Genomic DNA, 16,036 nt, shown 5'->3' on the forward strand with positions numbered 1-16,036 from the left:
TGGGAAAATGCAAGAGCATTAAAGGCTTAAGACACATGCTATGTGAGAGCCATGCCGTAAATCTCAGATGGAGGCATAAGTGATTCCTTCCCTAAAAGGAATAGTAGGGCGCGCTCGTACTCTGAGGCAAAGTAAAGCTATTTGGAGCTTAACTGACCAAGGTATTGTGAGTTTAGGTAACTTTTTCACCAACATTTTACTTGCTCGTAATTTGCCTCAGGTTGATTACGGTAATTACCTGCTGATTTATGGAGTCATCATCTTCCTAAATAGTATCCATACAAGCATAATTGTCTATCCCCTTTCTGTGAAAGGGTCTGTAGCTGATATAGCCGAACTACGTAAATTAAGTGCAAATTATTTAGTATTTACAAGTTTATTAGCATTAATTTGTAGTATTGGAGTATTGGGTTCAGCCTTGGCAATAGGCAAATCTCATGTTGTTCCCTTAGCTGTTGCTGCCCTTTTATTTTGGCAGATGCAAGAAACTGTTCGTCGGGCTCTGATGTCACATCTGCGATACTCCGAAGCAGTATGGGGAGATGGGTTGAGTTACGTCGGGCAGGCAATGTTAGTTTTGTTTCTGGCACAAAAAGGATGGCTCTCAATAGAGAGTACATTTTTTGTCATTGCTTTGACATCAGCACTAGCAGCATTAGTCCAAAGTTTGCAATTGCAACTGAAAAGTATAGACAGTCAAAGCTTGTGGAATACTGCAAGAGTATCTTGGAATCTAGGAAAATGGAACTTATTAGGTAGCATAACGGCGATCGCCAATATTCATGCTACACCTTGGATTCTGGCAATATATCACGGGACTGGAGAAACAGCCGCAGTTCAGGCAGTAATCAATATCTTAGGTGCTAGTAACCCAGTTATCGTCAGCACCAACAATCTAGTGGTACCATCAGTAGCCAAGGCCAATCTAGATGGCGGGATGAAAGCAGTCAAGCAGGTTGCTTTAAAATACACTATTCAAGGTGGACTGCTCTTGTTTCCATTCTTCGGGTTATTAGGTTTATTCCCTAGACAAGTACTTGAGTTAATGTATGGTTCAAATTCTCCATACCTGAACTTAGACAATGTTTTGCGTCTATTCGTATTAGCCTATACACTACTGTATCTATCACAAATACCATCAGGTATATTAGGTGGCTTAGAAAAAACTAAGTCTGCTTTTATCGGTCAGATGGGTAGCGTCACTTCTTCATTGTTGATTGGCATACCTTTAATTGTCCAAATGGGTGCATTTGGTGCTGGAATTTCCAGTATTTTGGCAGCCTTCTTCCGCATATTTATTAATGTTTTACAAATACAAAAAATCCAAATTGATAAAACAAAAAGTACATCCGATTTAAAGAAATAATATTTAAGTGGGGTTGAATTGATATGAGTGATACAAAAAAAGAATCAAAAAGCATTCGCATAGCATGGGTTAGTCCTACCATGGAACTAGGCTTTTACATACAGCCTGTTCTCCGGCATTTTAAGCAGATACTTCCAGATATAGAAATATTTACTTCCAAGTGGCCTGGATTTGTACCGGGATGTGAAAACACTTTTAAAGTAAATATTGTCGGCAAATATAGATATATTACTTTTAGTAAAAACAATAAAGGTTACAACCGTATGATTCAATTGTTGCCTTTAGAAATTGTTCCTCAGCTTTTGCGATTTAAGCCTCAAGTTATCTTTGCAACAGGTTTTTCTCTCTGGACTCTTTTAGTAATCCTGCTTAAACCAGTGACAAAATGGCGAGTCATCATTATATACAGTGGCAGTTCACCCAATATAGATATGAGCGATTCATTTCTACGAATCCTCATGAGACGTTTCATTGCTCAAAACACTGACGCATTTGTTACCAACTCTCAAGCTGGAAAGGCATATTTGACTAATGTCTTAAAGGGGGAAGAAGCCAAGGTATTTGCCAGACCCTACCAAATCCCAGACAAGCAGGCACTGCTGCAATCTACAGAAGTCAATGATTTAGATTTATCTAACACTCAACATCCTGTCTTCCTCTTCATTGGCCAGACAATTCATCGTAAAGGCATAGACTTGCTCTTAGAAGCTTGCTTACTACTAAAAAATCAAGGCTGCAATAATTATACCCTGGTTGTGATTGGTGACGGTGAGCAACGCCAAGAACTTGAAAGCTGGATTAGGGATAATGGATTGGAAGATAAAGTTAGATTTGAAGGATGGGTAACCTATGGCAAATTAGGCGCATATTTTGAGAAGGCAGACATTTTTATATTTCCTACTTTAGAAGATATCTGGGGTATGGTAGTACTAGAATCTATGCTATTTGGTAAGCCTGTGATGTGTTCTAAGTATGCAGGCGTATCAGAAATGATTGATCATCAAGAAAATGGTTATATTTTCGACCCATATAATCCAACAGAAATAGCTAGCTTTATGCAGTCTTTGATCAATAACCCGAAAGATATTATGTCTATGGGAAATAAATCACAGGAACTGATAGCTCAACATACCCCGTTAGCAGCTGCACAGTTTCTGAATGATGTTCAATCCTTTGCTTTGAAGAATTAATTTCGTCCATCTGCTGAAATAACTGGTAGCATTAGCATTTATCTATTTGAGCCAAAAAATTCAGAGTTAATAACCCTAATTTCATTACCTCCATAGATCGATCAATTTTTATGTCTACCCACTTATTCATATGAAAATTCTGATCTCCGCATACGCTTGTGAACCAAACCAAGGTTCGGAACCCGGTGTAGGCTGGAATACTGTTTGCGAGGTGAGTAAGTCTCACCAGGTATGGGTCATGACATCAAATTGTCATCGCTCATACATTGAAGCGGAACTGGAAAAGAATTTCCTACCCAACCTACGATTTGTTTACTTAGATCCCTTTGGTTGGAGTTTAAACTGGAGTCAAAAGGGAAAGGGCACACAACTCTTTGTCCATTTGCATTATTACCTTTGGCAACTTTGGGCGTATTTCGTTAGTCGCTCACTTCACAAACAGATTAGCCTTGACATCGTACATCATGTAACCTATGTGAGGTATTCAAGTCCTAGCTTCCTTTCAATGCTGCCAGTTCCTTTTATTTGGGGTCCCGTTGGTGGTGGGGAATCTGCACCAAAGGAGTTTCAGAAAGATTTTAGTTTGCGTGCCAAAGTTTACGAAACGGCAAGACACTTGCTTCGCTCCCTAGGGGAATTCGATCCCTTCGTACAGATGACTGCTAAAAGAAGCGCTGTAGTCCGAGCAACTACTGAGGACACAGCTAAAAGACTTTATAAACTGGGTGCAAATCGTGTACAAATTATTCCTGAGTCAGGTTTAGCAGAGGCAGAAATAGCAAGACTTGAGAATTTTAAAATACCTGATAGTTTGCCACTCAGGTTTATCAGTATGGCCAGACTTATACACTGGAAAGGCCTTCACCTAGGATTACGTGCCTTTGCACAAGCGGGTTTAGCAGATGCAGAATATTGGATTTTAGGGGACGGAGCAGAAAGAAACCAACTTTATAGTCTCACTCAAGATTTAGGAATTGCTCAACAGGTCAAATTCTGGGGGAGACTACCTCGTGAAGAGACTTTAGTCAAGCTCGGAGAGAGCCATATCCTAGTTCATCCCAGCCTCCATGACTCTGGGGGATGGGTGTGCATGGAAGCTATGGCAGCAGGACGTCCAGTAATTTGCCTAGATTTAGGAGGGCCAGGTGTTCAGGTGACAGAAGAAACTGGCTTTAAAATCAAACCAGAAACGCCTGAGCAAGCAGTAACCGATATAGCCAAAGCTATGAGCTACTTAGCTAGCAACCCAGAGCTAATATTATCTATGGGTCAAGCAGGGCAGAAGCGGGTCAGAGAAAATTTCAGTTGGGAAATTAGAGGTAAGCACCTGGCCCAACTTTACGAAGTAATTTCTACTCAGGATAAACCCTACTGGAAATTGAGTTAGACCCAGAATGAATATATACGATAAGTTCTTGACTGTAGCCCTTATACTGAGTGGATTAACAGATGCGGTACGGAAAGTAGGCGCTGGCGGAATTTCTGGCTTAGGTATGATTACCATTATTTTCGGGTTCGGCACTTGGATTCTGGTATTTAGTCGCTCGCGTATGCCCAACGCAGTGTTATCAGCATCTTCATTAGTGTTTTTCCTGATAGTAATAATAATCAGTTGGCTATTACACTTCGACTCGTTGGCTCCCATAACTGTCATTCAGAATGTCTCAGTATACTTAGGGTTCGTAGGATTTATATTACTGAGTACAATCCAAACTTATCACTCCTTCGAGTTGCCTGAATACATCAGCAAATATCTACCAAGATCAATTCAGATATCAGTAACTTTGTATGGGTTAGGACTTCTTTTGGATGGACCTGGCTCACGTATGATAATGGGTGCTCGCTCATTTGCCTTATTTGCCATCATAGGAGTTGCCTGGTTTTTAGCCTCATGGCGCTATCGCATTCCCAAAAGCCTATTTTGGACAAGTTTTGCCATCCTAACTCTTGCTTTTAGCTTTTCCCGCACAGCATTAGTCATCGCTTTACTCCTGTTTCCTCTATCACAAATATCCTTCACAAGTATCAAAGGATTGATGCGTATGAGTTTCATTATCTTCCTGATAGTTACGGTTTCATACCTAGCTTTCACTTACGTAGAACCTATACGTTCTCGTTTTACAGATCAAGGAGATAATGCCTCTGTTGGAGGTGTTCAAGTTAACACATCTGGACGAAGCACAGCTTGGCCAGTTGCATATGCCTCAGCGATGGAATCACCCTGGATTGGTAAAGGACCTACTTCTGTAGGAATTGTTTTGGTGAAACGTGTGAGTGTCCATTTTCTTCACCCACATAACGACTATTTACGATTCTTCCATGATTGCGGTTTGATCGGTTTAGTATTCTGGATGCTAGGATATTTTGGCTTAATTGGCAAAAGCTGGCAGAATTGGCAATGGGCAGATAAATATGATCAAGAAAATGCCCATATTCACCTTGCTAGTTTCCTGGCTTTAATCGCTGCGGCATTAGGGATGATTAGCGATAATGTCGTGGTCTATCCTTTTGTCATGTTTCCTTTAGGTACATTAGTGGGTGCTTCTGTTGGTAGTGGAAGCAAACGTAAAAAAGAGTTAAAACTTGCCCGTAAATCAGCACTAATGCCAAGTAGTATTCAAGTTAATAATTATCAAACATGAAATTTACTATAAAAATTTATGTAAATTTACTATTTCTAACTGATGTCTTAGAATACTAAGATAGAGGAGTTAATACATTCTTTTGATTGATGTGCTTTTTCTAAGATCGCAGGCAATAAAGATGGGATGGTAGTAGAGAAGATTCTATGAAAGTGCTATTAATACATAACCAATATCAGCTGGCAGGTGGTGAAGACGGCGTAGTACGAGCAGAGAAATCCTTATTATCAGCAAATGGTAATGAGGTATCTTTACTGGAAGTTAGCAATCATGACATCAAAAATTCCTGGGATAAAGTTACTGCTGCTGTAAGTGCTATTTACTCATATTCAGCCAGAGAAAGAGTCAGCAGAGAAATAGCCCAATTTCGCCCGGATATTGTGCATGTACATAACTTTTTTCCCCTGCTGTCTCCTTCCATCTATGATGCTTGTCAACAGAACAATACGCCCATCGTTCAAACTCTCCATAACTATAGACTGGCTTGTCCCAAAGCTATGCCTTTTCGAGATGGCAAAGTTTGCGAGGATTGCTTTGGCAAAACTCTACAGTGGTCTAGTGTTGTGCATGGCTGCTATCGTAACTCCCGCATAGAAAGCTCAGTGGTCGCAGCAATGAACACTTGGCATCGGCTGCGAGGTACATGGCAGGAACGGGTAGACGCTTATATTGTCTTTACGCAGTTTCAAAAAGATAAGATGGTTCAAGCTGGATTACCAGCAGACAAGATATATATAAAACCTAATTTTGTTTTTGCTCCTGACTGTCTAACCCAAACTGATAAACGCAGTGAATACTTACTTTTTGTTGGCAGGTTATCAGAAGAAAAGGGAGTTTCGGTTTTAATTGATGCTTATATACAGTCAGATTTAAATATACCACTAAAAATAGTTGGTGATGGTCCTCTGCACCAAACACTGGAGCAAAAAGTTATAGATAGGAAACTTAACAATACTATCGAATTTTTAGGGTTTCAAAACAAACAAACTGTTTTACAACTCATGTATAACGCTAAGTGTTTGATATTCCCTTCTATCTGGTATGAAGGTTTTCCCTTGACCATCGCTGAAGCTTTTGCTTGTGGGCTACCTGTCATAGCTCCTAAATTAGGTGGAATGTCAGAAATTGTCGAGGATGGATTAACAGGGTTACATTTTATTGCAGGAAATTCGGCAGATCTCGCAGCCAAAATAAACTGGGCAATAAATCATCCTGAAAATATTACTGCTATGAGTCATAAGGCTCGTTCTCAATATGAAATAAAATATGATCCTGAAAGTAATTATAAAAAATTGATGGAAATTTATGAAAAAAATTTAAAAATAAATTTTATTAGATAATCAATAGCAATTCTAGAATTAATTAAAAGTAATAAATCAATATACACTTACATCCAGGTTAAACTTATATGTCACCAAATCAAGAAAACAAAAAAAAGCTTAATCTTTTACAAGTAAGTAGAGCATTGGCATCAATCATAGTGTTACTTTTTCATGCTAATGGTCTGATTGCTAGTAATCTAAATTATTCATTATTATCTAATACAATGAAATTTGGTTATTCTGGTGTAGATTTCTTTTTTGTACTTAGTGGTTTTATTATATTTTATATTCATAAAAAAGACATTGGTAACAAAGTTAAATTTAAGGATTTTATTTTAAAACGTTTGATCAGAGTCTACCCTATATATTGGATGGTATTAATACCAAGATTGCTGACTCCTGGTAAGGATATAAGTTTTTTAACTTGTCTTACCTCTATTACTCTCTTCCCCTACCCTAGTCCACCTATCGTTAATGTTAGTTGGACACTAAGTTATGAGATATTTTTTTATTTTATTTTTAGTTTACTAATATTATTTGGCTTAAAGTATTTACGACCATTAATTATTGTTTGGTTAATTTTAATATCAGCTTATTGGTCTTTTCATTCAGCAGGAATATTCTCTTTTCCTTCTGATAACTTATTTCTGAACTTTATTTTTAGCTATAGTCATTTAGAATTTTGTTTTGGTTGTTTAGCAGCTTATATTGTCACTAAATATAAAATTAGACAGGGCATATTTATTTTAACTTTGGGTGTAGTCTTATTTGTATTGTCATCTATAGCAGACGTACATATTCTGAATACAATAGCTGATAGGGTATCAGCTTCCCTTTATGACAGGGCTATGGAAATTAAATCACCATTCAAAGATATCTCCGTAGTTTATTACGGTATTCCTTCTATGTTAATCCTGATTGGTATCGCTGCTTTAGACCTAAACAAAGATATCAGAGTGCCAAATATATTGGTATATTTAGGAGATGCATCCTATTCAATATATTTAGTACATGGTTCTGTAATTAATATTTCAACAAATCTAATTGCTAAGATGAATCTACAGAATTTATTTCAGAATGATTTATCCAGTCTATTTATTGTAGTAATGGCTCTCATAGGAGGCTGTCTTGTTCATTCTTACATAGAAAAACCTTTGCTTAAGGTGATAAAAACTAAGATTGTCAGCGTTAAGAGTTGAGATATACCCCTTTGATAACTCAAATGAATTATTTCAATATTTGTTTATCTAGTACTGTTTTTGCCTACACTCCAAACTGTAGTACCTGATAATATTGCTCCCAAATTAACTACTCGACTATCCTGTTTCGGCATATAGTATGGTGAAGGTAAACTTCCTTCAAACCTAAACTTTGGGTTAAAGCTCATTGCATGAGATCCCACTGGCCTTATATTTACGAAGAGGTTATTCTCTATCCCAACTGACGCTCCCAGTAGATTGTTCATCTTACCAGATGAATTATAGAAAATATTATTACGAATACGCTGATTAGCCCTTTCCCCTTTTATGAAACGAAAAAGTGGGTCTTTTGACTCGTTAATATAAACTGTGTTGTTAACGAACTGAAAATTATTTATCTGACCCTTAAAATGTCCCACTAAAGTCGGGCTCTTGGTATTCTCAAAGATGTTGTGATGGACATTTATATTCTGATAGTTCGACCCAAATAGAGCAATCGGATATGAGCCACCACGAATATAATTATGGTCAAACTCAATGTTATTGCTAGCTACTTCACATGCATAAAAGGAATTCTTTGGCCCATACCAGAGATTATGATGTACGCGGATAGTAGTTGGCTGCTCAGTGGGGAAAGAAGATAAGGACACTGTACTGTTAAAGGTAGAATTGAAAATCTCGCAGTTGTAACAGTTGTAATGCCAAAGTTCCAAAGCCATTTGTGGAGTCCAACCATTTCCCCAAGCGTTCCATTTATCTACCTTAATATCTAAGTTATAAAGTTTAATATTCTTTAAAACAGTAGGTTTTCCACTCCAGGGTTTATCTTTTGGCCAAGCATCGTTAATTGTATGGATGCCTTGACCACCACGGTTTGTAGTATCAATATTAATGTCATGGAAATCAACATTTGTGAGATTTCCCAAACCAATAGCATAAGATTGTTTACCACCTCCACCTACAATGCGGTTGTTATACGTACTATCTGTAATGTCAATGTTGTTTATTTTACTATCAGCGACCCGTTCAATATTGATGGCTGTCTTTGTGTAGGCATTAAACGCTAAATTGTGAATCAGTAAGCTATTTGCATCTCGAATATACATACCCAATTCATAGGTATGATTTTTGCCATTAAATTTAATGTCACTAATTGTGAGGTTTTTGACTCCAATAAGCTGAATTTCTCCTCTGATAATGGTCAAACCAACTCCTGAACCAATTAAGTTGATGCCTGAGGGTACTGAAACTTTTCCGCCTAAATCAAAACTTCCATGTCCCACTCGAATGGTGTGTCCCTGGTCAGGAGGAACAGACCTTAAGGCTTTGTTCACGGTACGCCAGGGTGAAGATTGTGTGCCTTGACCTTGATCTGACCCTTTGGCCTCTACGTAGTAGACACTAGCGGCAGCTGGCGTAAAACATCCACTTAGGGCGAGTATCAGGGAGAAGATTCCCAAAATAGTAGTAGTGCCTCTTTGATCATTCCTGATCGTTTTTCTCATATTGTTTTAAAGTTAGTGTTTTTAACGGTTTAAGTAAATTGTAAGTGTCTTAATTCCAAAATTTCATCCAATCACGGAGATTTATGGGTTTCATGAAAGTTATCCTTTCCTTGGCGGTTCCTTATCCAAAATCTACTCGTTAGATGCGTCAATTTGGTGTGCAGCGCGGCATCACCCAAGATTGTGTGTGAAAACGAGATTATATAAGCCGCCAACTAGGGTTGGAACCGCCAATGAAAGGAAAGGTTTTTCCAAGGGGAAAATCGCTATCTGGCTGTAGTGCAGGGCAAATATTTTCAGAAAGTACTTGACATTACCCCAGGGCTGACTGCTATATTATCTAAAGTTAGTTCATTGGGGCGTAGCCAAGTGGTAAGGCAGCGGGTTTTGGTCCCGCCATCCCTAGGTTCGAATCCTAGCGCCCCAGTAGATAGAAGGACAAGCTCTTTAGCTTGTCCTTTTATGTTGATATATATAAAAGTGTTTGATATGCCTCTAAACCTAGCCGATGTGCAACTGTCTGGATTGAAAAACTGTTGCTAGGCTTTTTTGTAACTGATTAGCCTAGATCGAAGAACGTTGGCACGGCATAAAAAATAAAAATATCTATAACTTTGATGCAAGGTGTAAATTAGCCTGTAAATTTATCTTGCGTAATGTTACTGTAATTATATTGCATTACCGACAACCAGCCCATTTTTTAAATACTGTAGCCAGCGCGGTAGGTCTATCAGATAGGTCTTTGACGACACTCAAGCAACCCTTGAGATTGTTGGGATTATGTTATTGGTCAAAGAATTCAGCCATTTATCGAGGGTTCGGCAAATGAAAAAGCAATTACAGAGCAATTCAACTACCTATGCCAGTATGGAATCGAGTTATTAACCTACTTAAATAACTCAAACTACCTAATCTACAGATGCCATGCAAAAGTCACACAAATATCCCCACTCTTTGTCACCAGCTAACTCCACCCAGTTAAATACTGATGAAGATGAATTGAATTTAGCTCAAATTGGAGCAACTCTGCGTCGCCGATTATTGTTAATTGCTGGAATAACAGCTGTGGTAGCAACAGCAGCGGTGTTGAGGGCAGAAATGGAGCCTCCGGTGTATCAAGGGTCATTCGAGATTTTAACTAAGCCAGTGACCGGCGAAAATAAGGTTATAGCTAATCTTCCTCAAACAATCAATTCCCAAGATGGTTTAACAGCTCCTGAATCAGTCAAAGAAGTTGAAACGACGATCAAAGTCTTAGGAAGTCATCGAGTCTTAGATCCTATTGTCGAAAAACTTCAAACTCAATATCCACAACTTTCTTACGAGGAAATTTATAAGCATTTAACTATTCAATCCAAAGAATCGAATATCTTAGAAGTTGCATATGTCCATCCAGACAAAAAGCAAGTTAGTGAGGTTTTAAGGCTACTTACTATTGCTTATCTGAACTATAGTTTGGCAGATCGTCAAGCAGATGTAGCTCAGGCTATAGACTTTGTTAATAAACAAAGAAAGCCACTGGATGAGCGGTTAAAGCTTTGGCAAGACAAACTGCGAGATCTGCGAGTTGAAAATAACTTGATTGATCCAGGAGAAAAAGCGCAAGAGTTGTCTAGTCAGATTGCTCTTTTACAGCGACAGCGGATAGAGGCTCGGTTGCAGCTAGATCAAATGGCAGCTAAGTATCAAGACTTACAAAGGGAGTTAGCGCAACATCCAGTCGAGAGTGCTGGTAATTCTTTGCTCAGTGAAAATTCTCGCTACCAAAAAATACTGGATTTGGTTCAGTCCGTGGAGGTTGAAATTCAACAACAGTCAGCCTTAATTACGAATGACAATCCAAAAATGGTGACCTTAAGAGAAAAAAAAGCCAATTTATTGCCTTTGCTTGTTCAAGAAGAAGAACGGGTTCAGAGAGAATTTCAAAGTCGCATTCGGGAATTGTTAGTGCGTGTTCAATCCCTGGATGAAAAAATAAGAGGTTTCAATAATGAAGTGAGAAATTTGGCAAATATTAGCCGGAATTATAATAATGTTCTACGGGAATTACAAATTGCCACTGAAGCCCTGACTCAATTTACAGTCAAACAACAAGCGTTGCAGATTGAGAAAGCTCAGAAGCAGCAACCTTGGCAGTTACTTGATCCAAAACTAGCTCTAGTGAATAATCCTGAAGCTGTCTCAGGTAGTGGAATAAAAATGCTGTTGGTTGGTGGTATTGTCGGCTTGCTGTTGGGTGCAGGAGCGGCTGTAGTTGTGGATAAACTCAGCAACATACTCTATTCTTCTCAAGAGCTTAAAGATGCTACTAGAGTACCGCTATTAGGGATTGTTCCCTTAAGAAAAGAACTGGGAGGAGCAACGTCAGAAAATCTAGCTGGAGGATTGCAACAAGTAAGTAGCACCTCTTTTTTTGAAGTGTTTCGCTCTCTTTACACTAATATTCTGCTTTTGGGTTCGGATGCTCCAATTCGCTCCCTTGTTATCAGTTCGGTGGGACAGGGAGATGGGAAGTCTACTATTGCTATACAACTAGCACAGGCAGCAGCAGCAATGGGGCAACGAGTATTGCTGGTGGATGCGAATCTACGTGCTCCTATCTTACATAATCGAGTGGGGCTAATGAACATTCAGGGATTGACTGATGTCATTTCACAAGATTTAGATTGGAATAATGTGATTGAGCGATCGCCTCAAGAGGAAAATCTGTTTGTGATGAGTGCGGGGCCGATTCCACCAGACTCAGTGAGATTGCTGGCGTCTCAAAAAATGCAGGATTTGATGGACAGCTTACAAACAACTTTTGATCTAGTGATTTATGACACACCGCCTCTATTAGGTTTTGCTGATGCCTATCTATTAGCTGCTAATACTAATGGCATAGTGCTAGTGGCTGGTTTGGGTAAGCTAAAACGTACTGAGCTACATCAAACATTGGAGGAAATTCAAATATCTAATACACCTATCTTAGGGATGATAGCGAATAAGTCGAAAGATGCTATGCCTGCTTCTTATAACTACTATCAGCAGTATTACAAGCAGAACATCAGGACTGAGCAGATTGATGAAGATGCAGAAACTGACAACGCTAATTCTGTGTTAACCTCGTTATCTCGGAGAAAGCTTAAATAAGCTTAGTTTCAGGCTGGTTAGAGTTCATTATGCCACCTAATGAGGCGATAAAGCTTATCCAGGCAGAATTTCAGCCAAAACAATGAATGAAGATGAGCTAATTTCTACCGTAAAGCCGAACCAAATGCATAATTAGTAGAAGGTGGCAACTTCCTGTCTTGGAGAACCGTCTCACTTATGTTGTAGACGCTATGGTTCAGAGCGTCAAATCAGATAGTAACGTGATTAGACGATCAGCATGAAATTCCAATTCTTATTAAGCGCTTTATTTTCCCAAATTAAAGGACGTCATTGGTGGATAGGTATCCTCTTCTGGATGGCTTTGATTGCTCCATCTCAAGCATCTGTAATTCTGCGTGTGGCAATTGAGAGGGGTGTAAATCAGGTAAAAATCGGCGCTTCCACGACTGCAATGGTCAAAGATAGTGCTGGTCGTACTCTCGGACAATTGCCGGCGATGAGTGCGTTTTCGGCCCAAGCAGTTCCCGGCGGTGTAGCTTTGGATAGGTGGCAGTCTGGTTTATTTTGGATTGAGCCGACTGGTAAGGGATTCGTTTATATTGGCGATCGCTGGTATCGGGGTAGAACTCTCGTTGTTCCCACAGAAAAAGGCTTAACCGCTGTTAACTGGGTTGATTTGGAAGAATATCTCTACAGCGTCATCGGTGGAGAAATGAATACTAGCTGGCCCCAAGAAGCCCTGAAAGCCCAAGCGATCGCTGCCCGTACCTATGCCCTCTACGAACGGGAAAGACAGCGCAATAATCCCGTTTATGATTTAGGCGATAGCCCGGATCGCTGGCAAATTTACAAAGGTGTGATTAGTGAATCTCGTAACACTTATGACCCTGTGGATGCCACAGCCGGAAAGATACTCACTTACAACAACAAGATTATTCTCTCGGTGTTTCATGCTTGTTCTGGCGGACATACCGAAAACGTGGAAGATGTTTGGACAAGCAAGGAGCCTTACCTGCGTGCTGTGGAAGACTACGATCAAAATATCAGCGCGTGTAATTGGGTAAAAACCTTCACCCCTGGGGAAATTAGCGCCAGAATTTCTGGTGTGGGCAATGTGAAAAGTATGATTCCAGAGTCTTTGTCACCTTTTCGCAGTGTGAAAGTGTTGAAAATTATCGGCGACAGGGGTACGAAAGTATTAAGAGGCGAGGAAGTGCGGACTGCCCTCAGACTTAAAAGTACACGTTTTAGCGTCAGCAAAGGGACAAATGGTAGTTTTGTCTTGCAAGGGCTGGGCTATGGTCATGCTGTAGGTATGAGTCAGTGGGGCGCTTATAGTTTGGCTAAACGAGGAGCGAGCTATTTGCAAATTTTAGGGCATTATTACCAAGGCGTAGCTCTAACACCTATTCAGGCAAAGTAGCGATCGCCTAACATCCCCGGTCTAAAGACACGGGGAGTGTCAATCTGGGGCGATTTTTTCTGCTCTGGTGGGCCACATAAAGCTGTATATTCATGTATGGCAGCATCGGAAGTAAGCAGTGCCAAAAATCATCGCTATCCTCAACGGTAAAGGAGGAGTCGGTAAAACGACTACCGCAGTCAATCTGGCCGCAAACTTTGCGAGGGACAAAAAGGTAATTCTGATTGATGCAGATATTCAAGGTTCAGCCAGTTGGTGGTTTCGACGCAATCAGCAGGGAATGGGATTTGATCTAGCCCAAGAAAGCGAACCGCAACTTTTAGGAGAATTACGAAGGATCACAGGTTACGATTTAGTAGTGGTGGATACGCCTCCGGCGCTGCGCTCTGAAGCATTAGCAACGGTAGTGGCGATCGCAGATTATCTAGTTTTGCCTACACCCCCAGCACCGATGGATTTAGCTGTCTTAGTCGAGACAGTCAGGGAAGCCGTTATCCCTGTAGGCACCCCCTATCGGGTACTGCTAACTAAAGTCGATACGCGGAGTTTGGGAGAAGCATTAGAAGCTAAAAACACTCTCACGCGGCTAGGAATTCCGGCTTTTAATGCCTTAATCCGGATCTATAAAGCTCATGAACGAGCAGCCCTTGAGGGTGTGGCGATTACTCAATGGAGAGGGAAAAACGCACGAGAAGCGGAGTCTGACTACCGTCGTGTGGCTGAAGAATTACAGTATGATTGGAGGAAATAATGGTTAAAAAACGTCTCGCCGACTTACTACAAGAAGAAACGCAAAAATTTACACCTCCCGAAGGTGAATCTGCTATCGAAATTGCTGCTGAGGTCGTTACCGAAGCAAGTAATTTTCCAACTGAGGAACCACCAATACAAATATCTGAATCAACTGCTGCTTTAGAAGCAACTGTTAAAGAGTTGCGTGATAGCCTAGAAAAAGCAAATAAAAAAGAAGCTACTTTCCAGAATAAAATTACTGATTTACAATCAGCTTTATCTGCACAAAAAGTAGCAACAGAAAATTTGACACAAGAGCTTGATGAAACTAAGAAAACAGCCCTACAACTAGCAGAGGCTAATTCTCAATTAATAGAAGAAATTAATGGGTTAAAACAAGCAAAGGAAACAGTAAAGGCACTGGTAAAACAACCGATTAAGGAAAGTTACAATCCTCTTAACTACAGAAAATCCCACAGATCACCTGAAAGGCTACAAGAAAAGCCAACGCAAGCCAATGATGATTTTGCCAATAATACTTGGTTGTATGATTAGAATTTAAAGCCGAAATTCTAAAATGTGTTGGGCAGTAATTTGTGGTTGTTCTAAGTGAGGCACATGACCACAATCTTTAATCCAGATAAGCTGACTTTGGGGAATTGCCTTTTGAAATTTCTGGGCATCCCCAATACCCAAAATCTGATCAGCATCGCCCCACAAAATAAGTGTAGATTGCCCAATTTCTGAAAGTTGCTCAAGTTTAAAAGCATTATAACCACCACTTTTAGTGAAAGCGATCAATGCTTGATCCCAACTGGGCATTTGCAGGTGTAATGCTCCACAATATAAAGCATCCATAGAGGCAAGGCTGGGGTTTTTGTAAGCAGTGCGGGAAATGCGATCGCGAATTTTGAGATTACGCAAAATCCCAGTTGCTAAAGAATCCAACGGCGGAAACATCAATTTGCTTAACTGTGAACCACCCTTCAAACCCGCACTGTCAATTAACACCAGCTTTTCCACCACGGACGGGTAAGTGAGAGTGAAATCAATCGCCGTCGCACCCCCCATTGAAGTTCCCACCAAAATAACAGGTTGGTTAATTAAGGTTTTCCAAAAATAATAAAGATGGGTTTTAATGGCATTTGGGCTATAGGGAATTCCGGAAAGTCTATCTGTAAAGCCAAAACCCAGTAAATCCACAGCCCAAGTTTGATTATCGCCCCTCAGCAGTGGCAACAGACGTCGGAATTCAAAAACAGAACTGTCAAAACCATGAATTAATAAGATAGGTGTTCCACCACTTCCCTGATGTACATAGGTTGTGGTGATTGGTTCCGTAGTCAGGGGAGTCACGATCTCTCGACTTTGAATACTCTGGGCCAGGGTAATTGAGGTTGGTTCTGTCAGTTGCTTAACTGCGGCAGGTAAAAAGCTTTTAAACATAAGTTTTAGCTTATCCGACAGAAGCCCCACGCCTCACTCTTAGGAGCGTGGGATGAATGGCGCGTGAGTTGACGACAGTTCCCTGACTAATGTGCGTAGCACCAGAGAAGGGAGCATG

At 40.1% G+C, this 16,036-nt stretch carries 13 protein-coding genes and 1 tRNA gene; 11 read left to right on the forward strand and 3 right to left on the reverse strand.

What is annotated here, in order from left to right:
* Nucleotides 1-79: 79 nt before the first annotated feature.
* From H6G32_RS27330 to H6G32_RS22370, 6 genes are all read left to right on the forward strand, one after another.
* Entirely contained in the window at nt 80-1,366 is a 1,287-nt protein-coding gene (locus H6G32_RS27330; protein ID WP_190462271.1) for a lipopolysaccharide biosynthesis protein, read from the forward strand.
* Nucleotides 1,367-1,389: 23 nt separating this feature from the next.
* Complete coding sequence (locus H6G32_RS22350) at nt 1,390-2,556, forward strand: glycosyltransferase family 4 protein (protein WP_190462273.1); 1,167 nt, start codon at nt 1,390-1,392, stop codon at nt 2,554-2,556.
* 130 nt (nt 2,557-2,686) lie between these two features.
* Nucleotides 2,687-3,943 (forward strand): glycosyltransferase family 4 protein, encoded by a 1,257-nt coding sequence (locus H6G32_RS22355; RefSeq protein WP_190462275.1) that lies wholly within the window; start codon nt 2,687-2,689, stop codon nt 3,941-3,943.
* A gap of 7 nt (nt 3,944-3,950) precedes the next feature.
* Nucleotides 3,951-5,198 (forward strand): O-antigen ligase family protein, encoded by a 1,248-nt coding sequence (locus H6G32_RS22360; RefSeq protein WP_190462277.1) that lies wholly within the window; start codon nt 3,951-3,953, stop codon nt 5,196-5,198.
* A 146-nt stretch (nt 5,199-5,344) separates the two neighbouring features.
* On the forward strand, nt 5,345-6,538 hold the full coding sequence (locus tag H6G32_RS22365; protein WP_190462279.1) for a glycosyltransferase: 1,194 nt from the start codon (nt 5,345-5,347) through the stop codon (nt 6,536-6,538).
* Nucleotides 6,539-6,606: 68 nt separating this feature from the next.
* Nucleotides 6,607-7,719: an acyltransferase family protein gene (locus H6G32_RS22370; RefSeq protein WP_190462281.1), complete on the forward strand. Its 1,113-nt coding sequence runs from the start codon at nt 6,607-6,609 to the stop codon at nt 7,717-7,719.
* Nucleotides 7,720-7,763: 44 nt separating this feature from the next.
* Here the strand turns inward: H6G32_RS22370 and H6G32_RS22375 are convergent, their stop codons facing one another.
* Entirely contained in the window at nt 7,764-9,224 is a 1,461-nt protein-coding gene (locus H6G32_RS22375; RefSeq protein WP_190462283.1) for a hypothetical protein, read from the reverse strand.
* A gap of 355 nt (nt 9,225-9,579) precedes the next feature.
* Here H6G32_RS22375 and H6G32_RS22380 point away from each other — a divergent pair.
* The 3 genes from H6G32_RS22380 (at nt 9,580) to H6G32_RS22390 (ending at nt 13,740) form a co-directional block, all read left to right on the forward strand.
* A tRNA-Gln gene (locus tag H6G32_RS22380) sits at nt 9,580-9,651 on the forward strand.
* Nucleotides 9,652-10,148: 497 nt separating this feature from the next.
* Nucleotides 10,149-12,356: a GumC family protein gene (locus H6G32_RS22385; protein WP_190462285.1), complete on the forward strand. Its 2,208-nt coding sequence runs from the start codon at nt 10,149-10,151 to the stop codon at nt 12,354-12,356.
* A gap of 238 nt (nt 12,357-12,594) precedes the next feature.
* Nucleotides 12,595-13,740, forward strand: a complete 1,146-nt coding sequence (locus H6G32_RS22390) for a SpoIID/LytB domain-containing protein (protein WP_190462289.1) — start codon at nt 12,595-12,597, stop codon at nt 13,738-13,740.
* Here H6G32_RS22390 and H6G32_RS22395 read toward each other — a convergent pair.
* Complete coding sequence (locus H6G32_RS22395; RefSeq protein WP_190462291.1) at nt 13,728-13,865, reverse strand: hypothetical protein; 138 nt, start codon at nt 13,863-13,865, stop codon at nt 13,728-13,730. The two genes, H6G32_RS22390 and H6G32_RS22395, sit on opposite strands and share 13 nt — an antisense overlap.
* Between H6G32_RS22395 and H6G32_RS22400 the strand changes: the two genes are divergently transcribed.
* Nucleotides 13,859-14,491: a ParA family protein gene (locus H6G32_RS22400; RefSeq protein ID WP_190462293.1), complete on the forward strand. Its 633-nt coding sequence runs from the start codon at nt 13,859-13,861 to the stop codon at nt 14,489-14,491. The genes H6G32_RS22395 and H6G32_RS22400 overlap by 7 nt on opposite strands.
* Nucleotides 14,491-15,027: a hypothetical protein gene (locus tag H6G32_RS22405; protein ID WP_190462295.1), complete on the forward strand. Its 537-nt coding sequence runs from the start codon at nt 14,491-14,493 to the stop codon at nt 15,025-15,027. The genes H6G32_RS22400 and H6G32_RS22405 overlap by 1 nt, the downstream gene beginning before the upstream one ends.
* 3 nt (nt 15,028-15,030) lie before the next feature.
* On the opposite strand, the gene H6G32_RS22410 is transcribed toward H6G32_RS22405, so the two are convergent.
* The gene (locus tag H6G32_RS22410; protein ID WP_190462297.1) at nt 15,031-15,918 is read right to left on the reverse strand and encodes an alpha/beta fold hydrolase; all 888 of its coding nucleotides are present in this window, start codon (nt 15,916-15,918) and stop codon (nt 15,031-15,033) included.
* Nucleotides 15,919-16,036 lie beyond the last annotated feature (118 nt).

It is taken from the genome of Cylindrospermum sp. FACHB-282, assembly GCF_014697195.1.
Taxonomy (GTDB): domain Bacteria; phylum Cyanobacteriota; class Cyanobacteriia; order Cyanobacteriales; family Nostocaceae; genus Cylindrospermum.